This is a genomic window from Epibacterium sp. Ofav1-8, assembly GCF_022348185.1.
Taxonomy (GTDB): Bacteria; Pseudomonadota; Alphaproteobacteria; order Rhodobacterales; family Rhodobacteraceae; genus Epibacterium.
Genome location: NZ_JAKRFD010000004.1, coordinates 76,384 through 96,383, shown reverse-complemented (window position 1 = coordinate 96,383; position 20,000 = coordinate 76,384). Strand labels below are relative to the sequence as shown.

20 protein-coding genes are annotated in these 20,000 nt (G+C 60.8%); 8 read left to right on the top strand and 12 right to left on the bottom strand.

All coding sequences use genetic code 11. The annotated features are described in order from the left end of the window. Window positions 1-77 precede the first annotated feature (77 nt). From ligA to MHM97_RS22735, 3 genes are all read left to right on the top strand, one after another. Complete coding sequence (gene ligA, locus MHM97_RS07885) at window positions 78-2,297, top strand: NAD-dependent DNA ligase LigA (protein WP_239322030.1); 2,220 nt, start codon at window positions 78-80, stop codon at window positions 2,295-2,297. A gap of 7 nt (window positions 2,298-2,304) precedes the next feature. Beyond that, window positions 2,305-4,395 (top strand): ATP-dependent DNA helicase RecG, encoded by a 2,091-nt coding sequence (gene recG, locus MHM97_RS07880; RefSeq protein ID WP_239321594.1) that lies wholly within the window; start codon window positions 2,305-2,307, stop codon window positions 4,393-4,395. Window positions 4,396-4,541: 146 nt separating this feature from the next. Next, window positions 4,542-4,664 carry a hypothetical protein gene (locus MHM97_RS22735; protein WP_255729556.1) on the top strand — a complete coding sequence of 41 codons (123 nt, stop codon included), beginning with the start codon at window positions 4,542-4,544 and terminating at the stop codon, window positions 4,662-4,664. Between the two features lie 244 nt (window positions 4,665-4,908). On the opposite strand, the gene MHM97_RS07875 is transcribed toward MHM97_RS22735, so the two are convergent. Beyond that, complete coding sequence (locus tag MHM97_RS07875; RefSeq protein ID WP_239321592.1) at window positions 4,909-5,361, bottom strand: iron-sulfur cluster assembly scaffold protein; 453 nt, start codon at window positions 5,359-5,361, stop codon at window positions 4,909-4,911. A gap of 59 nt (window positions 5,362-5,420) precedes the next feature. Between MHM97_RS07875 and hisI the strand changes: the two genes are divergently transcribed. Then, window positions 5,421-5,810: a phosphoribosyl-AMP cyclohydrolase gene (gene hisI, locus MHM97_RS07870; protein WP_239321590.1), complete on the top strand. Its 390-nt coding sequence runs from the start codon at window positions 5,421-5,423 to the stop codon at window positions 5,808-5,810. Window positions 5,811-5,823: 13 nt separating this feature from the next. Here hisI and gluQRS read toward each other — a convergent pair whose 3' ends face one another. Genes gluQRS through trmFO form a run of 3 tightly spaced genes read right to left on the bottom strand, consistent with a single transcriptional unit; the run spans window position 5,824 to window position 8,660 of the window. Beyond that, window positions 5,824-6,672 carry a tRNA glutamyl-Q(34) synthetase GluQRS gene (gene gluQRS, locus MHM97_RS07865; RefSeq protein ID WP_239321588.1) on the bottom strand — a complete coding sequence of 283 codons (849 nt, stop codon included), beginning with the start codon at window positions 6,670-6,672 and terminating at the stop codon, window positions 5,824-5,826. Further along, the gene (locus MHM97_RS07860) at window positions 6,669-7,283 is read right to left on the bottom strand and encodes a class I SAM-dependent DNA methyltransferase (protein ID WP_239321586.1); all 615 of its coding nucleotides are present in this window, start codon (window positions 7,281-7,283) and stop codon (window positions 6,669-6,671) included. Before MHM97_RS07860 ends, gluQRS begins: the two co-directional genes overlap by 4 nt. Before the next feature lie 36 nt (window positions 7,284-7,319). Further along, the gene (gene trmFO, locus MHM97_RS07855) at window positions 7,320-8,660 is read right to left on the bottom strand and encodes a methylenetetrahydrofolate--tRNA-(uracil(54)-C(5))-methyltransferase (FADH(2)-oxidizing) TrmFO (RefSeq protein WP_239321584.1); all 1,341 of its coding nucleotides are present in this window, start codon (window positions 8,658-8,660) and stop codon (window positions 7,320-7,322) included. Window positions 8,661-9,061: 401 nt separating this feature from the next. On the opposite strand from trmFO, the gene MHM97_RS07850 reads away from it, so the two are divergent. Then, complete coding sequence (locus MHM97_RS07850; RefSeq protein WP_239321582.1) at window positions 9,062-9,484, top strand: PaaI family thioesterase; 423 nt, start codon at window positions 9,062-9,064, stop codon at window positions 9,482-9,484. A gap of 54 nt (window positions 9,485-9,538) precedes the next feature. Here the strand turns inward: MHM97_RS07850 and speE are convergent, their stop codons facing one another. The 3 genes from speE to MHM97_RS07835 form a co-directional block, all read right to left on the bottom strand. Next, window positions 9,539-10,393: a polyamine aminopropyltransferase gene (gene speE, locus MHM97_RS07845; protein WP_239321580.1), complete on the bottom strand. Its 855-nt coding sequence runs from the start codon at window positions 10,391-10,393 to the stop codon at window positions 9,539-9,541. Next, window positions 10,390-10,896 (bottom strand): adenosylmethionine decarboxylase, encoded by a 507-nt coding sequence (gene speD, locus MHM97_RS07840; RefSeq protein ID WP_239321578.1) that lies wholly within the window; start codon window positions 10,894-10,896, stop codon window positions 10,390-10,392. The genes speE and speD overlap by 4 nt, the downstream gene beginning before the upstream one ends. 216 nt (window positions 10,897-11,112) lie before the next feature. Then, window positions 11,113-11,343, bottom strand: coding sequence for a DUF1127 domain-containing protein (locus tag MHM97_RS07835; protein WP_239321576.1), 231 nt, complete (start codon window positions 11,341-11,343; stop codon window positions 11,113-11,115). Between the two features lie 92 nt (window positions 11,344-11,435). On the opposite strand from MHM97_RS07835, the gene MHM97_RS07830 reads away from it, so the two are divergent. The 3 genes from MHM97_RS07830 (at window position 11,436) to rpsI (ending at window position 13,974) form a co-directional block, all read left to right on the top strand. Next, window positions 11,436-12,851 (top strand): aminotransferase-like domain-containing protein, encoded by a 1,416-nt coding sequence (locus tag MHM97_RS07830; protein WP_239321574.1) that lies wholly within the window; start codon window positions 11,436-11,438, stop codon window positions 12,849-12,851. Window positions 12,852-13,024: 173 nt separating this feature from the next. After that, complete coding sequence (gene rplM / locus MHM97_RS07825; RefSeq protein ID WP_239321572.1) at window positions 13,025-13,483, top strand: 50S ribosomal protein L13; 459 nt, start codon at window positions 13,025-13,027, stop codon at window positions 13,481-13,483. A gap of 5 nt (window positions 13,484-13,488) precedes the next feature. Further along, window positions 13,489-13,974 carry a 30S ribosomal protein S9 gene (gene rpsI, locus MHM97_RS07820; RefSeq protein WP_239321570.1) on the top strand — a complete coding sequence of 162 codons (486 nt, stop codon included), beginning with the start codon at window positions 13,489-13,491 and terminating at the stop codon, window positions 13,972-13,974. Window positions 13,975-14,080: 106 nt separating this feature from the next. Here the strand turns inward: rpsI and MHM97_RS07815 are convergent, their stop codons facing one another. The 5 genes from MHM97_RS07815 to metA all read right to left on the bottom strand — a co-directional run bounded on the left by MHM97_RS07815 (window position 14,081) and on the right by metA (window position 19,897). Then, window positions 14,081-16,237, bottom strand: a complete 2,157-nt coding sequence (locus MHM97_RS07815) for a methyl-accepting chemotaxis protein (protein WP_239321568.1) — start codon at window positions 16,235-16,237, stop codon at window positions 14,081-14,083. A gap of 206 nt (window positions 16,238-16,443) precedes the next feature. Next, on the bottom strand, window positions 16,444-17,061 hold the full coding sequence (locus tag MHM97_RS07810) for a TetR/AcrR family transcriptional regulator (protein ID WP_239321566.1): 618 nt from the start codon (window positions 17,059-17,061) through the stop codon (window positions 16,444-16,446). Beyond that, window positions 17,054-17,923, bottom strand: coding sequence for a polyphosphate kinase 2 (gene ppk2 / locus MHM97_RS07805; protein ID WP_239321564.1), 870 nt, complete (start codon window positions 17,921-17,923; stop codon window positions 17,054-17,056). The genes MHM97_RS07810 and ppk2 overlap by 8 nt, the downstream gene beginning before the upstream one ends. A 60-nt stretch (window positions 17,924-17,983) precedes the next feature. Beyond that, window positions 17,984-18,949 carry an alpha/beta fold hydrolase gene (locus tag MHM97_RS07800; protein WP_239321562.1) on the bottom strand — a complete coding sequence of 322 codons (966 nt, stop codon included), beginning with the start codon at window positions 18,947-18,949 and terminating at the stop codon, window positions 17,984-17,986. A 9-nt stretch (window positions 18,950-18,958) separates the two neighbouring features. Beyond that, window positions 18,959-19,897, bottom strand: a complete 939-nt coding sequence (metA, locus tag MHM97_RS07795) for a homoserine O-acetyltransferase MetA (RefSeq protein ID WP_239321561.1) — start codon at window positions 19,895-19,897, stop codon at window positions 18,959-18,961. Between the last annotated feature and the right edge of the window lie 103 nt (window positions 19,898-20,000).

The following is a 20,000-nucleotide window of genomic DNA, read 5'->3' as shown; positions in this document are numbered from 1 at the left end:
CATATCGGGCACTATCACCAAGGCAAGACAGATACCCGAAGGGCGGAGCCAGGATGACAGAGCAGGATCCCCGGTCGATGAATGCGACCGACGCGCGTGACGAATTCGAAGCGCTTCAGGCGCAGATCGAGGCCGCGGATCTCGACTATCACCAGAAAGACGCCCCGACGCTGTCGGATGCGGAGTATGACCGTCTGAAGCGGCGTTATCTGGCCTTGGCCGAGGCCTTTCCCGAACTCGCCGAGGGGGCCACGCGTGTCGAGAGCGTTGGTGCGCCCGCCGCCTCCGGATTTGGCAAGGTGGCGCATGCCGTGCGCATGATGTCGCTGGGAAATGCGTTTGAAGATCAGGATGTTGAGGATTTTGCCACCGGGCTGCGCCGCTACCTTGGCCTGTCCTCCGACGCCCCACTTGCCTTTACGGCAGAACCCAAGATCGACGGATTGTCGCTCTCTCTTCGCTATGAGAACGGGACGCTGGTGCAGGCGGCGACGCGGGGGGACGGTGCTGTCGGCGAGAATGTCACCGAGAATGCCCGCACCATCGAAGATATCCCGCAGCAGATCACCGGTGCGCCGGAGGTGCTGGAGGTGCGTGGCGAGGTCTATATGAGCCACGCAGATTTTGAGGCGCTGAACGCCCGCCACGCGGAAACCGGTGGCAAGATCTTTGCCAACCCGCGCAACGCGGCCGCCGGTTCCCTGCGCCAGCTTGATGCGGAGATCACCCGCGCCAGACCTTTGCGCTTCTTTGCTTACAGCTGGGGGGAGCTGTCTGAACCTCTCGCAGAAACGCAAATTGACGCGATTGAGAGATTTAAATCCCTCGGCTTCCAGACCAACCCGCTGACCCGCTGCTGTCAGACCATTGCAGAATTGCTGACGCATTATCACAGCATCGAAGAACAGCGCGCGGATCTAGGCTATGACATCGACGGCGTGGTCTACAAGGTAAACAACCTCGCGCTTCAGGAACGTCTCGGTTTTCGCTCCACCACCCCACGCTGGGCCATTGCGCATAAATTCCCGGCCGAACTGGCCTGGACGCGTCTCGACGGTATCGACATTCAGGTGGGGCGGACCGGGGCGCTCAGCCCGGTGGCGCGATTGCAGCCGGTGACGGTGGGCGGTGTGGTCGTGTCCAACGCCACGTTGCACAACGAGGATTACATCGCGGGCCTCGACTCCAAGGGGGCGACAATCCGGGACGGCAAGGACATCCGCGTCGGCGATTGGGTGCAGATCTATCGCGCGGGCGATGTGATCCCGAAGGTTGCTGATGTCGACCTGAACCGGCGTCCCGACGGCGCAGAAGTGTATGCATTCCCGACCCATTGTCCGCGCTGCAACAGCCCGGCGGTGCGTGAGGAGGGCGATGCGGTGCGGCGGTGCAGCGGCGGGTTGATCTGCCCGGCGCAGGCTGTCGAGAAACTCAAACATTTTGTCTCCCGCGCGGCCTTTGACATTGAAGGCCTGGGGGCCAAGCAGGTCGAGCAGTTCCACAGCGACGGTTGGATCAAAGAGCCCGCCGATATCTTTGAATTAAAAGAAAGATATGGCAGCGGGATGCAGCAGCTCAAGAACCGCGAAGGCTGGGGCGACAAATCTGCATCCGCCTTGTTTGCGGCTATTGATGACAAGCGGCGCATCGAGTTTGCGCGGCTGATCTTTGGCCTCGGCATTCGCCATGTGGGCGAGGTGGCCGCGAAAGATCTTGCTCTGCATTTCCGCACTTGGGCTGCGCTTGCCGAGGCCGCAGATCTGGCACGCCCGGCAGCGCTGGCGCATCGGGCCGCAGATGAGGCGGAACTGTCGGAACGGCAGACCGCTCAGGCCGAGGAACGCCGCGCCAGGATTTCCGAAATACGCAAAGCGGCGATTGCCGCCTGTGAGGTTGCCCCCGATGCGCAGGCGGCCTGGGATGATTTGATCAGCGTCGATGGGCTTGGCCCGACTGTGGCGCTGTCGCTCTCCGATGCCTTTGCCAACCCCGAAGAACGCGCGGCCTTTGACCGGCTGATCGCGCATCTGGAGGTGATTGAACCGGACGCCCCGACAGAGGACAGCCCCGTTGCGGGCAAAACCGTGGTGTTTACCGGCACGCTGGAGAAAATGACCCGCGCCGAAGCCAAGGCCCGTGCCGAAGCCTTGGGCGCGAAGGTCTCGGGCTCGGTGTCCAAAAAGACTGATATTCTGGTGGCCGGTCCGGGTGCAGGCTCCAAGGCGACCAAAGCAGCAGAGCTTGATGTGCATACCATGGATGAGGATCAATGGCTGGATTTGATCGGGCAGGCATGAGCGCATCATGAGCGGACGTCCGGAACAACTGTTCCCGCTTTTTGCGGAATTGGAGACTTTGCAAGGTGTCGGTCCAAAAACCGCCGAACACTTTGCACAGTTGCAGATCACGGCGCCGCGGGATCTGTTGTTCGCGCTCCCCTATAGCGTTGTGGATCGGCGTCGGCGCGAGACCATTCGGGGGCTTGAGTTACCTACGACGGCGACGGTTGAGATCACGGTCGGACGTCATCGCCCCGCGCGCAACAAGGGCGGGGCCTACCGGATTGATGTGACGGATCAGGAAACGGAGTTTCAACTGGTCTTTTTCCACGGGCGCAGCCGCTATCTGACCGCGCAATTGCCGGAAGGGTCCCGCCGTGTGGTTTCGGGCAAGCTGGAGCTGTTCGACGGCATGGCGCAGATGGTCCACCCGGATCACATGCTGCCCTTGGAGGAGGCGGGCGATATTCCGGATTTCGAACCGGTGTATCACCTGACTCACGGCATCACGCAGAAAACCATGTTCAAGGCGGTGCAGAGCGCCTTGCAAAGGGTGCCCGAGCTCACCGAATGGATGGATGCATCCTATAAGGCCAAGCAGGGCTGGGCGGATTGGCACGAGGCCATCGCCACAGCCCACGCACCGGGGCACCTGAGCGATCTGGAGCCCGAATCCCCGGCGCGGGCCCGGCTTGCCTATGATGAGTTGTTCGCCCATCAACTGACGCTGGCCATTGCCCGCTCGGTGGAGCGTGAACAGCCGGGGCGCAGCTCTGTCGCCACGGGAAAACTGCAAAGCAAAGTGCTCTCTGCGCTGCCGTATAAGCCCACGGGCGCACAGGGGCGCGCGATCGAAGAGATCACCGCCGATATGGCCTCCGGGCGGCGGATGAACCGGTTGCTGCAAGGCGATGTCGGGGCGGGCAAGACGCTGGTGGCCTTTATGGCGCTGCTGGTGGCCGTGGAGGCTGGTGGCCAGGGCGTGATGATGGCGCCGACAGAAATCCTTGCGCGTCAACACCTTGAGGGGCTGAAACCCCTGGCCGATGACGCCGGTGTGGTGCTTGAGATCCTGACCGGGCGTGACAAGGGCAAGGACCGGCGTGCCAAGACCGAGGCGCTGCAACGTGGCGATATTCATATCCTTGTCGGCACCCATGCGGTGTTTCAGCAGGATGTTGTCTTTGACGATTTGCGGCTGGTCATTGTCGACGAACAGCACCGCTTTGGCGTGCGGCAACGGATGGAGCTGGCCGAAAAGGGCAAGCGTGCCGATGTGCTGGTGATGACCGCGACGCCGATCCCGCGCTCGCTGGCGTTGACCCAATACGGCGATATGGAAGTCTCGATCCTCGACGAGAAACCACCGGGTCGCAAACCGATCAAAACCGCGATCCTCAGCACCGAACGCATGTCCGAGGTGGTGGACCATCTGCGCCGCGCCATTGCCGAGGGGCGACAGTGTTATTGGGTCTGCCCACTGGTCGAAGAATCCGAGGTTATGGATCTGACCGCTGCCGATGAGCGGTTCAAACACCTGCGGGCGGTGCTGGGCGATGATGTGGTGGGGTTGGTGCATGGTCAGATGCCCCCAGCAGAAAAAGACGCCGCCATGACCGCCTTCCAGGAAGGGCGCACTCGGGTTCTGGTCGCAACGACGGTGATCGAGGTGGGGGTGAATGTGCCCAATGCCTCCATCATGGTGATCGAGCGCGCCGAGATCTTTGGCCTTGCGCAATTGCACCAGCTGCGCGGACGTGTCGGGCGTGGAACGGCCCAATCCACCTGTCTGTTGATGTATCAGCCTCCGCTCACCGAGGGCGGGCGCAGGCGGCTTGAGGTGCTGCGCGAAAGCGAGGATGGTTTTGTCATTGCCGAAACCGACCTGCAAATGCGTGGTGCGGGGGATGTCATCGGCACCGCCCAATCCGGCCTGCCGCGTTTCCGGATCGCGGATCTGGAACGGCAGGCGGATCTGATGGCGATCGCCCAGAGCGACGCACGTGCCCTGATGACCTCTGACCCGGATCTGACCAGTGACCGGGGGCGCGCGGCGCGCACGCTGTTGTGGCTGTTGCGTCAGGATGAGGCTATCCGCCTGATTTCAGTGGGATAATCCGTTCCTCCGGAAACGCGCTCTCATCTTTGTTCCAGTTTGTTCGCAAATGTTCTCAAAAAGTTCTTTACACGACTCGCGTGAAATGAGAACAAAAGGACAACAAGGCGTCGCGAACGCAGGACAGAGATCGAGGAGGTTTTCAGATGGTCACGCAATTCAAATCCGCACTGCGCAATTCACAGTCCACCCTGTTGCAGGATGCTCTGGGCGCGGCGTCTCTGGTTGTCATGCTGATCGTCGGACTGCATCTGCCGGGCCTGATCTAAACGACGTCTTCACGCCTTTTGTAACCCGTTCACAGTTTCCTTTGTGCTGTCATGCCGGGGGCACCAGCCTCAAGTCCCGTAAGGATCGATTGCCTGTTCGATCCGCACCAGAGCATTGCCTCCGGTGTTTGGTGTCTCCCGGGTCCCGCGTGACAGTGCTTTGACTTACCGCCGCCATCTGCCCGGATGTGCGGCGGTTTTTTCTTGGTTACTGCTGTTTAGGAGAGAATGGTACCGCGGCAGGTCAGGCGCAGTCGGCCTTTTGTGCGGTCTGCATCGCCTCCAGCGTGGCCTCCAGCGCCAGCATGATCGAGGCGTGCCGGTTCTTGAATTCCCGGGCCGGCGTCAGCACTTCGAGACCGTCAAATGGGGCATCCGGGGCAGGGCCGCCTTCGGTCAGCATCGCCTTCAGCTGATCGCGGGCTGTTTCAACCTCACCCGTGCTGCGCCCGATGATCGCTGCGCCCACGACGGCGGCTGAGGCCTGGCCGAGCGCGCAGGCTTTGACGTCCTGCGCAAATCGCGCGACCTTGCCATCCTCCAGCGCCACATCCACCGTTACAGTTGACCCGCACAGTGGCGAGCGCCGCTTGACCGTCGCATCCGGCGCGTCCAGCGACCCCTGATGCGGAATATCCGCCGCCAGCGCGAGGATCTTGGTGGAGTAAAGCTTGATCAGATCGGTTTCGCCGGACATGTAGATTTCCTGGGTTTCCCTAAGGCCGTGTTCCCCATACATAGGGGCGCGCCCCCGAGATGCAAAAGGTTTTTGACATGCAAGATCCGGTGAAATTTTCGCCTGAAACGTTGACTTACAATGAGGCGGGGCTGGTGCCCTGTATCGCGCAGGACGTGGAAAGCGGCGAAATCCTGATGATGGCCTGGATGAATGCGGAAAGCGTTGCCAAGACACTCGAGACCGGGCGCGTGACCTATTGGTCGCGCTCCCGCCAGTCGTTCTGGATCAAGGGCGAAAGCTCCGGCCACGTTCAGGAGCTGGTGGAGCTGCGGGTGGACTGTGATCGGGATGCGCTGCTGGCGCTGGTGCGGCAGACCGGCCCCGCGTGCCACACCAACCGGCGCAGCTGCTTCTATACCGCGGTGCGCGATGGCGAAGAAGTTGAGATTATGACGCCAATGTCCTGATTTTTCTGAGGATTTAGTCCAATCCGACAAGCGCTCTGATGTCTTGCGGACTGGCGCCGTCGGCACGATATTTTGCAATCGCGCGGGCGTCATCCCGCTTGGCGAGGCGCTTGCCGTCCGGATCGCGGATCAATCTGTGGTGGTGGTAACGCGGTACCGGCAGGTCCAGGAGGGCTTGCAACACCACATGGATCTGCGTGCTCTCAAACAGATCTGCCCCACGCACTACATCGGTGATCCCCTGATCTGCATCGTCCACCACCACGGACAGGTGATAGGAGCTGCCCATATTGCGGCGCACGAGAATGATGTCGCCCACCGCCTGAATCAGGTGGTCCCGTTCGAGTGAAATACATCCGCCAAGATCCTGCGATGTCTCAAAAAAAGCCAATTGAGAGAGCTGATCCAGCGCGGCCGCCATATTCAGCCGGATCACATCAGTTGAGCCTGCCTCTGCCATACGACGCTGGCGGCAAGTTCCGGGGTAGATCCGTCCATCTGGGCCGAACTGCGGCACGCCTTCTTGGGGCGCGCCCGCAGCCAGCTCAATATCAGAGCGGTTGCACCGGCACGGATAGGTCAGGCCACGCGCATTGAGCCGTTCTAACGCTGCACGGTATCGTGGCAGGCGATCTGATTGGCGCAAAACGGGTGTGGGCCATGTCAGGCCAAGCCACGTCAGATCCTCATAGATCTGCTCCTCCCAAGAGATCCGGGCGCGGGATTGGTCGATATCCTCAATGCGCAGCAGGAACTGACCGTTCTGCTGTTTGGCCATATCTGACGCGAGCAGCGCGGAATAGGCATGTCCGAGATGCAGTGGCCCCGTCGGAGATGGAGCAAAACGAGTGGTGAAGGTCACACTTTTTCAATCACATAGACGTCAGCGTTCAAGTTGAGGCCCGGTAGGTGCGGGCCACTTTCCTTGAATAGCAACCGGGCCGCCCCGCAATCAAGCCATTCATTCATCGCACCGATGTAGCTGGGATCGGCAAGCGCATGATCGTTCAGAGAAAACGCCAGCAGATCGCCCCGGTTTAATCCATGCATCAAATGTCCAAAGACGGAGGCTGGCGCCGCCCCGGTACCAAGCACGCCACAGGCGACAACCGCTTTGTAGACACCTGATTTGAACGGGGTGCTGCTGTCGGGATCGATCTGCGTCAGGTTCCTGTGGGCACCCTTGCTGCGAGCGACGTTCAGCATTTCCTGCGAGGGATCAAAACCGTCTACAACCTCATATCCAACCCGGCGCAGGGCAATCCCGGAGAGCCCGGTCCCGCAGCCAAAATCCAGCAACGGCGCCGTGGCATCGGGCAGCACGGACCATAGCGCATCGGCAATCCGGCCGGGAGTCGCATAATTATTTTCAGCGATTTCCGCATCATAGCTGGCTGCCCAGCGATTGTAATGGTCGACAGTCTCTTCAACTGTATTGAGACCGTAGACCTTTTCGAGGAACTTTTCAGTCATGATCCCAGTCTAGAGCCGGGATCATGCACGCGTCCATCAAAAGTTTTGCAGCCAGTCCTGCCACGCCACCTTGGCGCGGTCGGTATAGGCCTTGTAACGGTCCTTGCGCCCGCGACGCCCACCTTTCAGCCCCTCAACAGGGCGGAACAGGCCGAAGTTCACATTCATCGGCTGAAAGGTTTTTGCCTCGGCACCGCCGGTGATGTGATGGATCAAGGCCCCCATGGCGCTGTCCTGCGGCACGTGCGGCAGCTCTTTGCCGAGGATCTCTGCCGCAGCAAGGCGCCCGGCCAGCAGCCCCATGGCGGCGCTTTCCACATAGCCCTCGACGCCCGTGACCTGACCGGCAAAGCGGATGTTGGGCTTTGATTTCAGCCGCATCTCATGATCCAGCAATGTGGGCGAATTCAGGAATGTGTTGCGGTGGATGCCGCCAAGGCGCGCAAAACTTGCGTTCTCCAGCCCAGGAATCATACGGAAAACATCAGCTTGTGCACCGTATTTCATCTTGGTCTGAAAGCCGACGATATTAAACAGCGTACCCAGCGCATTGTCACGGCGCAGCTGCACCACGGCCCAGGCTTTCTCGTCCGGTTTATGCGGATTGGTCAGGCCCACGGGTTTCATCGGGCCATGGCGCAGGGTCTCGCGCCCGCGCTCTGCCATTACTTCGATCGGCAGGCAGCCGTCGAAATACCCGGCGGTCTCGCCTTCGTGGAACTCGGTCTTGTCTGCAGCCAGAAGCGCGTCGATGAAGGCCTCGTATTGATCCTTGGTCATTGGACAATTGAGGTAAGCGGTGCGCTCTTCCTCGGTTTCGCCCTTATCGTATCTCGACTGCATCCAAGCCTGCGACATGTCGATGCTGTCTGCATAGACAATCGGCGCAATGGCATCGAAAAACGCCAGTCGCTCTGCGCCGGTCTCGCGCTGGATTGCCTCACCCAAGGCAGGCGAGGTCAGCGGGCCGGTGGCAAAGATCCACTGTCCGTCCGCGGGCAGGTCGGTGACTTCCTCGTAAGAGATCCGCACGTTGGGCAGGGCCTTGAGCTTGGCCGTCACGGTTTCCGCAAACGGATCGCGGTCGACGGCCAGGGCGCCACCGGCGGGCAGGCGGTGCTCGTCCGCCGTGGTCATGATCAGACCATTGGCCGCGCGCATTTCCCAATGCAAAAGCCCCACGGCGTTCTGCTCATCATCATCCGAACGGAAGGAGTTGGAGCAGACCATTTCGCCCAAGTTGCCGGTCTGGTGGGCAAAGGTTTCAACCTTGGGCCGCATCTCGTGGATCACCACGTTGACGCCCATGTGGGCCGCCTGCCAGGCGGCCTCGGATCCGGCCATTCCGCCGCCGACGATATGAAGCTCTTGTGTCATGACAGGGCACATAGGGCAGGTGGCCTGCGGGCGCAATATCGCCTGATGGTCATCGGTGCGGGGAGGCGGAAATAATTAGGGCCGCAGCTTCGTGGACGTCAAACCCGGGTGAGAGATCCGGTAGGAGGGACGATCCGAAGCAGCGGCCCGAATTGCGGCAAGCCAGTTGGCCTGCCCAACTCTTGCCACGATCTTGCCTTCTTTAGAAGCCTCAATATGGAAACAATACCGCGCCATTCGTAAACAAAGGCTAAATTGTCCGAAAATTTTAGGAAAAATCATCAGAAGTTCTGAACCCGTGAACGGCAGGACCTGAAATGCCGTGGCGTTTTATGCAAAATTTCTTGAGGCGGCCCTTGCTGCATGCACACTGGCGCGCAGACAGAAGTGGGGACGCCGGGATGGACTTGGTTTTTGAAAAAGAGGGGCTGAGCGCCTATCTGGAGGATGTTTTTCCGCAGATCCGGGGTGAGTTCAGCATTGATGAGCTGAGCCCCGGTGCGATCACCATGCGCCTGAACGTCCAGGATCGGCACCTGCGTCCCGGTGGCACCGTGTCGGGGCCTTCGATGTTCGCGCTCGCCGATGTGTCGGTCTATGCGCTGGTGCTGGCGCATCTGGGACGCGAGGCGCTTGCGGTCACGACCAATGCCTCGCTTGATTTTATGCGCAAACCCGAAAGCGGCTGCGACCTGCTGGGGCAGGCGCGACTGCTGAAGCTTGGCCGAAGTCTGGCGGTGGGGGATGTGCTGCTGTTCTCCGAAGGAAAATCCGCGCCGGTTGCGCGCTCGACCATGACATACTCGATCCCGCCGAAACGCTAAAAACGCCCGCGTATCGCTCCGCGGGCGCTCTTTAAATGCGCTGTGCAACCTGTTTCAAGGGAACAGTTTTTTGACATAGCCCGGCAGGGCAAACGCCGCCTTGTGCACCTCGGGCGTGTAGTAGTCGGGGGTAAGGTTCGCGGCGGCAAAGCGCGCCTCTAGCGTTGCCAGATCCACATCGCGCGCCTTGGTCGAGGGGCTGCCCCAGCCAAGCGCCATCGGCCCGCCGACATAGGTCGGAATGGTGGCAATATAGCAGGTGGCGTCCTGGAACAGCGCCTGAAAGGCCCGCATCGTATTGGTCAGCTCATCCCCTTGCATAAAGGGCACGCCATTCTGGGTGACGATAATGCCGTCCTCGGTCAGGGCGCGGGCGGCATGGCCATAGAATGTATCGGTAAACAGAACCTCACCGGGGCCGATCGGGTCGGTGGAATCGACAATGATGACGTCGAACTTGTCATCGGTCTCCTTCATGAAGACCGCGCCATCGTTGATCACCAGAGTGAGCCGCGCATCGTCAAAGGCGCCCTGGCTCAACATCGGCAGGTATTCCTTGGAAAAATCGACAACGCCGGCGTCGATTTCCACCATGGTGACATGCTCGACCGAGGCGTGTTTCAGCACCTCACGCGCAATGCCGCCATCGCCGCCGCCGATAATCAGCACGCGTTTTGCGGCCCCATGCGCCAGGATCGGCACATGGGTCAGCATCTCGTGATAGATGAAATTGTCGCCTTCGGTGGTCTGAACCACGTCATCGAGCGTCAGAACACGCCCGAAGGTGCCGTTCTGAAAGACCTTGAGCCGCTGGTGCTCGGTCTTGCTGTCGTAATACATTTCGCTCACCCGCAGGGATTGGGCGAAATGATCGTGCAGGCGTTCGGTGTTCCAGACCTCATCCGTCATGCGGCGACCTCCTTTGCGACGATTTCCTCGCCGCGCAACAGTTCACGCACTTCGACCATATTGGTTTCAAAGGCGGATTTCAGCACATCGACGGCCTTCCATGGCTCTGCATCGCCACACATGAAGACGTCAAATGCGCCATAGCCAATTTCCGGCCACGTGTGCACGGAGATATGGCTCTCGGCCAGCACGGCCACACCGGAGACGCCCTGCGGCGAGAATTTATGGGTGTGGATATGCAGCAGGGTTGCGCCGCAAACCTCGACCATCTTGCGAAAGGCGTCTTCGATCCGGGTCTGACAGTCCAGACCGGTGCCTTTCATCACTTCGATGATCAGATGGGTGCCGGCAAACACCTTGCCGTCGCGACGGATGAAGTGATCCTCGCGGTCGGCGTCGACCAAAGAGTTCACAATAGCGGTGGACACACCGCGGGCGGTATCTTCCTCATGGGCGCCTGTCTCCAGACCGATCCCCAGTTGGAAGAGGTTGGCGTCTGACATGACACTCCCCTTCGTTCCAGTAGATGACAATCCAGACGGTCCTTAGCGCCCCCCCGAATAAGAGTTCAGGGTTGGGATCGGTACCGAAAGTGAGGCGCAGATAGGAAAGCGCGGGGATTCGATCAAGGTAAAAATGTAGGGAAGCGGGATCGCGCTTGGCCAAAAAAAGGGCCGGAGACATGCTCCGGCCTGCCAGTTGGTTCTGTGCCCCGGGGATCAGGGTCTCCAGAACGGAAGAGTTCCTTCGCGCATGGCGTCCTCTCGTTGGAGGCCGATATCGCGCAGCTGATGCGCCTCGAGGCGGCTCAGCTGGCGGCGGGTGCGCTTTCGGACGGACCATTTGGTGACCAGAACCGCAAATCCGATCGCCGCTTCTGCAACCATCGGCAGCGCCGGGCGGCTGGTCAGATAGGCAAGGTGTGTCGGGTGTTCTGTCACATTTGTCATGGTACGTCTCACATTTTGTATTGATGCAATTTGAATGTGCTGGCATATGATGAGTACAAAATGTGATACGGATTGTCTAAGCGGAGATTGTGATGGGTACAATTTGGCCCTCCACCTTGACCGGATCGCTGGCCGAGAAACCCGGCCCGAAATACAAGCGCGTCGCAGATACGATACGATTGGCGGTCGAGAGTGGTACATTGCAGGTGGGTGCAAAATTGCCACCTGTGCGGGAGCTCGCCTATCAGCTCAGCATCACGCCCGGCACCGTAGCGCGCGCGTATACCATCCTCACCGACGAGGGGGTTTTGCAGGCCGAAGTCGGCCGCGGCACCTTTGTGGCCGAGCGTGAAACCGCCGTGATGGATGATGTCTGGTCGCGTCAGTTGCATCTGCTGGAGCAGAGCAATCCCAACCACGTCAGCCTGTTCAGTCCGCGCCTGGTAGATGTGGGCCAGGTCAAGCTCATCCGAGAAGCACTAAGAAAATCAGCTGATTGCGACCGGCTCTCGCTGTTGAACTATCCGACGCGTGACGCCTATCAACCCGTGCGGCAGGCGGTGGTCGACTGGCTGTCGGACACGCCGCTTGGCCCGTTGGGCGAGCGAGACATCGTGCTGACACACGGCGGGCAGAACGCCGTGATGACCGTGTTGCAGGCCATCCTGAAAGACAACAATCCGACCATTCTGGTAGAGGATCTGTCCTACGCCGGGTTCCGGCGCGCGGCAGAAGTCCTGCGCGCCAAGGTTGTCGGTGTCGCCATTGACGAGCACGGCATTGTGCCCGAAGCACTGGAACTTGCGATCAAGAAATCGGGGGGCTCTGTGCTTTGTACCAGTCCGGAGGTGCACAATCCCACAGGGACGTTCACGCCGCTGGAACGCCGCAAGGAGATTCTGGCTGTGCTGCGCCGGCATGGGGTACAAATAATCGAGGATGACTGTTACCGCATGGGCGAAGCGCGGGCGCCCACCTATCGGGCCCTGGCGCCGGACCTCAGCTGGCATGTCACGTCGATTTCCAAATCCCTGACCCCGGCCTTGCGGGTCGGCTTTGCGATCGCGCCGGTCGGGAAATCCTCTGAACTGCGTCGGGTGGCGGAATACGGGTATTTCGGTCTCGCCCAGCCCCTGGCCGAGGTCACGCGTATCCTGCTGTCCGATCCGCGCAGCAAGAAGCTGGTGCAAGCGGTACGTGAGGAAATGGCAGATTACGTGCGGGTCGCCGTCAATGCGCTTGGCGCGTTTGAGCTGACCTGGGACGCGCAGGTGCCCTTCCTGTGGTTGCGCCTGCCATCCGGCTGGCGGGCCGGGGCCTTTACCCGTGCGGCCGAGGGGCAGGGGGTGCAACTGCGGTCCGCGGATGAGTTTGCCCTGCGCGACGGGCGCGCGCCAAATGCAGTGCGCATCGCCATCAACGGGCATGTCACGCTGGCGCGGTTCGAGGATGCGATGCTGCGGCTGCGCATGCTTTTGGACAATCCACCGGAGCAAATCAGCGTTTGAACCCATCAGAACGTGGGGTATTTTAATACCTATTTTTCAAGACATTGAAATCAAAGGGTTTTATGTGATTTGCCTGTGTTGACTGTTGTGTGACAGCGCCGTAAACCCCGTCCATCGAATTCAGATGGAGTCGCTTGCGGCGCTATCGTCACGACAAACAGGATTGACCTGACATGAAAACCTTCTCTGCTACTCCGGCAGACATCGACAAGAAGTGGATCATCATCGACGCCGAGGGCGTGGTGCTGGGCCGTCTGGCGTCGATCGTTGCCACCCGCCTGCGCGGCAAGCATAAACCGTCGTTCACCCCCCACATGGACATGGGTGACAACGTCATCGTCATCAACGCGGACAAGATCCAGATGACCGGCAAGAAGCGCGACGAGCACTTCTACTGGCACACTGGCCACCCGGGCGGCATCAAGTCCCGCACCAAGCAGCAGATCCTCGACGGTGCACACCCCGAGCGCGTGGTCATGCAGGCCGTGAAACGCATGCTGCCGGGCAACCGCCTGTCCCGTCAGCAGATGACCAACCTGCGCATCTATGCCGGTGCCGAGCACCCGCATGAAGCCCAGAGCCCCGAAGTTCTGGATGTCAAATCCATGAACAAGAAAAACACCCGGAGCTAATGACGATGGCTGATCAGATCAACACTCTCGAAGAGCTGGGCGCTGTCGCAGGCGTCGAAACCGCAGCCGAAGAGCTGGCCCCGCGCGAGCCCGTTCGTGACGAGCTGGGTCGCTCCTACGCCACCGGCAAGCGGAAAGACGCGATTGCCCGTGTCTGGATCAAGCCGGGTTCCGGCAAGGTCGAAGTGAACGGCAAAGAGCTGAACAAATACTTCGCCCGTCCGGTGCTGCAGATGATCCTGCGTCAACCCTTCACCGTTGCCGGTGTGGAAGACCAGTTCGACGTCTACGCAACCGTCAAGGGCGGTGGCCTCTCCGGTCAGGCCGGCGCGGTCAAGCACGGCATCTCCAAAGCGCTGCAGCTTTATGATCCCTCGCTGCGTGGCGCCCTGAAAGCCGCAGGCTTCCTGACCCGCGACAGCCGCGTTGTGGAACGTAAGAAGTTCGGCCGCCGCAAGGCCCGTCGTTCCTTCCAGTTCTCCAAGCGTTAATCCGCTGGATCATACGACTTTACAAAAGGCCACCTTCGGGTGGCCTTTTTTGTTGATGGTCCCGGCTATGTACCGGTGAGGACCGCTTTGATCCGTGGCTAGCGGGTCAGCTGGCGTGAGGGAGCGCCGTGCGCTGTGTCTCTGGTGGCAGGTCGGTGGCCGGCGGGCGTTGCTCGATCGGGGTGTTTTCTGCGCGGATCCTGAACCGCTGCACGATATCATCGAGTTGCCGCGCATTGCTATTCAGCAACGTGCTGGCGGCGGTGGTTTCCTCCACCATGGCTGCGTTCTGCTGGGTGACCTGATCGAGCTGAACCACGCCGGTGTTGATTTCTTCCAGACCCGTCGATTGCTCCAGCGCCCCTTCGGCGATATCGCTGACCAGGCCGGAGATATGCGTGACCTGCTTGACGATGCTCTCAAGCGCGTTGCCTGCATCTCTGACCAGCCCGGCCCCGCGTTCCACCTGATGAGAACTGTCTCCGATCAATGCCTTGATCTCCATCGCGGCGCTGGACGACCGTTGCGCAAGGGCGCGCACCTCGGAGGCAACGACGGCAAACCCGCGCCCGGCCTCGCCGGCGCGTGCGGCCTCCACACCGGCGTTCAGGGCCAGAAGGTTGGTCTGGAACGCGATGTCGTCAATCACGCCGATGATCTGTGCGATCTGATCGGAACCTTTCTCGATTTCGGTCATGGCGTCCACGGCATCCTTGACCACGGTGCCGCTGCGGGTGGCTTCGATTTTGGCATTCTCTGTGGTCTGTTCAACCGAACGCGCGCCGTCTGCGGCGGATTTGACGCTGGCGGTCAGCTCCTCCAGGGCAGCTGCGGTTTCCTCCAGCGTGGCCGCCTGGCTTTCGGTGCGATGGGACAGGTCGCCCGCGGCCTGGTCGATTTCCGCAGCACCCGTACTCAGGCTGTGGGCGGCATCGATCACCTGTTCCATGGCATCGCGCAAACGGCTGATGGTCTGATTGAACCCGGCACGAAGATCTTCGTAGTCCTGCGGGAAGGCGGCATCGACGCTCACGGTCAGATCGCCGTCAGAGAGGCGGGACAGGCCACTCCGCAGCTCAGCGACAACAAAATCCTGTTCGGATTTGCGCTTGTCTTGTTCGGCCGCCAGCGCCTCGGCATCGCGGCGCATTTGCAGGGTTTCCTGCTTGAACCTGTAAATGACACGCGCCATCCGGCTCAGCTCATCCTTGCCATCGATGCCCTCGACATGAATGTCGAATTTACCGTTGGCAAAGCCGTCCACCGCAGCGGTGAGCCCGTGAATACGCTTGATCATGCGTTCGAACACAAACACCGCAAACCCCAGGGCGCCAGTGACGGCGAGCGCGCACAGGATCGCGTAGGTCCGGAAGACGCTGTCGGAACGGTTCTCGATTTCGGTGGAAATCTGTTTGATTTCAGCGGTTAGGAGCTCTTCCTGCATGCGCAGTGCATTGATCCAGTCGGTCGAAAGGGAAAACCAGTCCGGCGCGGTCAGGGCGCCATAGTCACCGCTTTCGAAACCGCCAAGAATGGTCTGCCGCGCCTCTGCGATCCGGGCGTATTCCTCAGTCGCCATCAGCTCTGCCAGCCAGACGTCGAGATCGACCATCGCGTCAACCTCATGGAGATGTGCCTGCTGCGCGCCGCCCAGAGAGACGAAGCGGTCATGCAAAGCCAGCGAGAACCCGCCGCCCAGGCCGGTGGCCCCCATGGCACGCTCCAGCCCGGCGGCCTCCTTAGCGGCACCGAGCAAGGTTCGCGCCTGAACGAGGGACTGGACCCGGTGTGACGGGGTTTCGAGTTGAACGGGGCGGGCCAGATCCAGGTACATCCCGATGGTTGTCGTGTAGTATTTCGCCATCTCGGGCACGGTCAGCGCGAGCGCATCCACCTGAGCGCGCATGGCGGCAAGCTGGTCCATCCGCGCGTGCAGCGATTGGTTGAGATCCGGCTTTTTCGCGATCAGGAACTGAACCCGGTCGGAGACAACCGCCAGGGCCTCGTTGGTCAACTGCCGCTGCGCGGCCAGCTCTTGCGGGAAGTTCTGCCCTTTCGAGGCTATGAAACCGGCGGAATAGCCCCGTTCCTTTTGCAACTCGTGCACGAGCGTGTTGACGAGTGTCTCCTCTTGCGTTTCCAGGCGGGTTGCGGCGGCGTCCGCGCGGTCCTCCCAGTGCCTCTGAAGCTCGAGGGCGGCAAAGAAACCGCCCATGGCAAACAGGGGCATGATAACCAAAAACATAATCAATCGAAGAGGCATACCAAGCTCCTAACACCTACCTTGCACAGGGCAGACCCTAGGAGCGGTGCTTTAAGGCGTTCTGAAGCAAGAGTAAGCCCATCGTCAAAAGCGCGCAGCAGGCCGTGGACTGCCTGAAAAACGGGCACGATCCCGTTTTATTCGGGGCGGGACCACGAGCGGGCGCCTCAGACGTGATGCATCATGGGTGTTTGGGGGGGAGAGCGCTACAGGTCCGGGTCGATCAGGCCCAGACCCCGCAGGTAAATGCCGATCCCGCTTTCCAGCAGGTCCTCGGGCGCATAGGGGGAGGCGGTTCCGGGCGCGTTGCGGGCAAAGAGTTCCACGACGCCATGGCTCATCGCCATGATATGGGCGGAGAACATCGAGGCCGGAGGACGTTTTTCCGCCGGGATGTGCTGGCTCAACTCCGCGGCGGCTTGTTCCAGCACGCCACGCGCCCGTTTGGCGGCATCGGCCAGCTCCGGCGTGCGATTTGCAGAAATACCGCTTTCGAACATCGCAATATAGTGGCCGGGATGCTTGCGTGCAAAGGCAAGATAGGCGCGGCCGGTGGCCTCGAAGGCGGCGAGGGCAGAGGGCTGATACTTGTCATAGGCGTGCTGCATCAGGTCGGCAAACATCACAAATCCCTGCCGCGCGGCCTCGGCGATCAGGTCCTCGCGCCCCTCGAAGTGGCGATAGACCGCAGCCGGGGTGACGCCGGCCTGCTTTGCCGCCTCCGAGAGGGTGAACCCGGTGGGGCCCTTGACCTCGATCAGGCGCAGGGCGGCCTCCACCAGCGCCTGACGCAGGTTGCCGTGATGATAGCCGCGTTTAGGCATCCCAGATGTCCGGCCCTGCACAGATGCTGGTGTCAGCGACGCCGATGGCCTCGACGTCCTTGTTGTCGTAGTCCGTGTTCAACAGCACGTGCCGGATCGCCTCCAGCCGCGCCCGCTTCTTGTCGTCAGAGCGCACCACGGTCCAGGGCGCATGCGGGCTTTGGCCGCGATAGAGGGTTTCGCGGATCGCCCTGGAGTAGGTGTCCCAGCGTTTCAGCCCCTCGACATCGATCCAGCTCAGTTTCCACTGCTTCAACGGGTCACGTTCCCGGGCCAGGAAGCGCCGCAGCTGCTCCGCGCGGCCGACGTTGAGCCAGAACTTGAACAGGTGAATGCCCTCATCCACCAGCATCTTTTCAAAATCAATGACTTGCGAGAAGAAATGTTCGCGTTCCGCGTCGGTGCAGAAATCGAAAACCTTTTCCACCACGCCGCGGTTGTACCAGCTGCGGTCAAAGAAAACGATCTCGCCGCCGGCCGGAAGCTGGGTGATATAGCGCTGGAAATACCATTGCGTGGCTTCCGTTTCCGTGGGCTTGTTGAGCGCGACAACACGCGCCCCCCGCGGATTGAGGTTCTCGCGAAAGCGCTTGATCGTTCCGCCTTTGCCAGCCGCATCCCGGCCCTCAAAGACGATGGCGATGCGCTGTCCGGAGGCCTTTACCCAGGCTTGCAGTTTCACCAGCTCGATCTGCAACGCCTCGTACTGGTCCTTGTAGTCCTGTTTCGCGATCTCTTCGCGGTAAGGGTAGGTTGGGTTCAGGATATCGTCCTTATGCGCGGTCTTGATCGCCTTGCGGATCTCCTTGGGCGCCTCGTCCTCGAAGAACGTGCTGATCGCCCCGTCAAACGGCAATGTCATGTCGTGTCCGTCCTTTCTGCGCCAGGATACATGCAGCGGTACTGTCCAATGTTAACGGGCTTAACGCAAGCCAGCCCGCTGGGCCGCCCGATGCACCGCATCCACCACCGCCTGGGTATGGGTTTGATGCGGCATATGTCCGACCCCGTCGAGCGGCGTCAGGCGCGCAGTTGAAGTATCGGCCACAAGCCGCTCTGCGTGAATGGAAATTCCCACTGTGGTGTCTGCGGTGCCATGCACGATTTCGATCGGCATGGTCAGGTCCGGATACTGCGGCGCCATGGCCTCGACCTCGGACAGGAGGTTGGCCCGCTGGCGCGCATTGGCCCGCAACGAGGACCGCCGCAGGCTCATCTCCAGCCCGAAATGCTCGGCGAACCCCTCCGGCACCTCCTGCGGGGCAAAGACCTCGGCAAGCGAATTGCGGACATAGCTTTTGGGCACCAGGGCCGTCAGCAAGGGCACCACCAGCTGGCCGCCAAGACGCGAGGAGGTGAGCTGATAGAACGCCGGAAGCGGCGCCTCCCAGGGGTGGGAGACTCCGGACACATTGACCACCGCCGCCGTGTGTTCGGGAAACTGCGTGGCCCAGGCGAGGGCAACTGCGCCGCCATAGCTTTGTCCCAGAACGATCGGACGGCTGACGCCGAGCTGCGCGCTGGCGGCCTGCAGGATCTCCGCCTGGGTCTGGATGCTGGTGCCGGTCGGGCTGACCGGATCGGAATAGCCGAGGCCGGGGCGATCAAAGATCAGGATATGATAGGCATCCTCCAGCGCCGGTGACAGGCGGAATGTCATGTCCCGGGAACTGCCGTTGGAGCCATGGATCAGCACCAGATCCGGAGCACTCCCCCTGGTCTGACCCCGTTCCACCACATGCACCCGATGTCCCTGCACGTCTATGAACTGCCCCTGCGGCGGATAGGCGGCCATCGCCCGCGCCTCCCGCGTGGTGATGCGGGAGGACAGCGAGGCACAGCCCGCCGCAAGCGCAAGCGCCAGAACCAGTAGGGTAAGTGCCCCCATGCGCACCACTCAGGCCCGCAGGTCCGTGGATTCCAGCCCGATCTTCTGTACGTCGAAGGGCGTGGTTTCGTAAATCTCCGAAATCCAGTTGCGATAGAGCAGATGCGCGTGGCTGCGCCAGCGGTTCAGCGGCGTCTTGGACGGATCATCGTCGGGATAGTAGTTCAGCGGCACGTTGATTTCCGTACCGGAGGCCACATCGCGATCATATTCCTGCTTCAGCGTGTCGCTGTCATATTCAAAGTGGTTGAAGATATAGAGCGCGCGATGGCCGGGGTCTTCGACCAGACAGGGGCCGACATCCGGGCTGCCGAGCAAGGTGCGCAACCCCGGTGCCGCGTCGATTTCGGATTGGTGCATCTCCGTCCAGCGGGAGACGGGGATCACGAAATCATCCGAAAACCCAAGAAGATAGGGCGAGGTCGGCCGCAGGTTCTGATGCCGGAAACAGCCAAAGGCCTTTTTCTCCAGCATATGTTTGCGCACGCCGTGAAAGTAGTTGATCATCGCCATGCCGCCCCAGCAGACGCCAAATGTGGAATGCACATTGGTCTGGGTCCATTCAAAGACCTCGCAGAGTTCCTGCCAGTAGGTGACATCTTCAAAGTCAAGATGCTCGATCGGCGCTCCGGTGATGATCAGCCCGTCGAACTTCTGATCCTTGACCTCCTGGAAGGGGCGATAGAATTCCTCCATATGCGCCGCCGCGGTGTTCTTGGTCTGATGCTCGGTCATCCGGATCAGCGAGAACTCGATCTGCAACGGCGTTGCCCCGATCAGCCGGGCAAACTGGTTTTCCGTCTGGATCTTCTTCGGCATCAGGTTCAACAGGCCGATCTTGATCGGTCGGATATCCTGACGGGCGGCCTGATCCGGCGACATGACCATGACGCCTTCGTTCGACAGAACGGAGTAGGCGGGCAGGTCAGCGGGAATCTTGATAGGCATGTCAGGTCCTTTTTGGGAATGTGCCGTGGTCTCGGGGCGGGATCTTGAACGATGGAATCTTAGCGAAGGGTTTCAGATGGCGATAGCGGGCGGGGCGGTCCGG

What these genes read in the sequence shown, in the direction of transcription:
- ligA (WP_239322030.1), top strand. Translation starts at nt 78, where the DNA reads ATGAATGCGACCGACGCGCGTGACGAATTCGAAGCGCTTCAGGCGCAG.
- ppk2 (WP_239321564.1), bottom strand. Translation starts at nt 17,923, where the DNA reads ATGACATTGCCGTTTGACGGGGCGATCAGCACGTTCTTCGAGGACGAG.
- MHM97_RS22735 (WP_255729556.1), top strand. Translation starts at nt 4,542, where the DNA reads ATGGTCACGCAATTCAAATCCGCACTGCGCAATTCACAGTCCACCCTG.
- rpsI (WP_239321570.1), top strand. Translation starts at nt 13,489, where the DNA reads ATGGCTGATCAGATCAACACTCTCGAAGAGCTGGGCGCTGTCGCAGGC.
- speE (WP_239321580.1), bottom strand. Translation starts at nt 10,393, where the DNA reads ATGACGGATGAGGTCTGGAACACCGAACGCCTGCACGATCATTTCGCC.
- MHM97_RS07830 (WP_239321574.1), top strand. Translation starts at nt 11,436, where the DNA reads ATGGGTACAATTTGGCCCTCCACCTTGACCGGATCGCTGGCCGAGAAA.
- rplM (WP_239321572.1), top strand. Translation starts at nt 13,025, where the DNA reads ATGAAAACCTTCTCTGCTACTCCGGCAGACATCGACAAGAAGTGGATC.
- MHM97_RS07815 (WP_239321568.1), bottom strand. Translation starts at nt 16,237, where the DNA reads ATGCCTCTTCGATTGATTATGTTTTTGGTTATCATGCCCCTGTTTGCC.
- MHM97_RS07800 (WP_239321562.1), bottom strand. Translation starts at nt 18,949, where the DNA reads ATGGGGGCACTTACCCTACTGGTTCTGGCGCTTGCGCTTGCGGCGGGC.
- MHM97_RS07860 (WP_239321586.1), bottom strand. Translation starts at nt 7,283, where the DNA reads ATGACTGAAAAGTTCCTCGAAAAGGTCTACGGTCTCAATACAGTTGAA.
- trmFO (WP_239321584.1), bottom strand. Translation starts at nt 8,660, where the DNA reads ATGACACAAGAGCTTCATATCGTCGGCGGCGGAATGGCCGGATCCGAG.
- MHM97_RS07875 (WP_239321592.1), bottom strand. Translation starts at nt 5,361, where the DNA reads ATGTCCGGCGAAACCGATCTGATCAAGCTTTACTCCACCAAGATCCTC.
- recG (WP_239321594.1), top strand. Translation starts at nt 2,305, where the DNA reads ATGAGCGGACGTCCGGAACAACTGTTCCCGCTTTTTGCGGAATTGGAG.
- MHM97_RS07810 (WP_239321566.1), bottom strand. Translation starts at nt 17,061, where the DNA reads ATGCCTAAACGCGGCTATCATCACGGCAACCTGCGTCAGGCGCTGGTG.
- speD (WP_239321578.1), bottom strand. Translation starts at nt 10,896, where the DNA reads ATGTCAGACGCCAACCTCTTCCAACTGGGGATCGGTCTGGAGACAGGC.
- MHM97_RS07835 (WP_239321576.1), bottom strand. Translation starts at nt 11,343, where the DNA reads ATGACAAATGTGACAGAACACCCGACACACCTTGCCTATCTGACCAGC.
- hisI (WP_239321590.1), top strand. Translation starts at nt 5,421, where the DNA reads ATGCAAAAGGTTTTTGACATGCAAGATCCGGTGAAATTTTCGCCTGAA.
- MHM97_RS07850 (WP_239321582.1), top strand. Translation starts at nt 9,062, where the DNA reads ATGGACTTGGTTTTTGAAAAAGAGGGGCTGAGCGCCTATCTGGAGGAT.
- metA (WP_239321561.1), bottom strand. Translation starts at nt 19,897, where the DNA reads ATGCCTATCAAGATTCCCGCTGACCTGCCCGCCTACTCCGTTCTGTCG.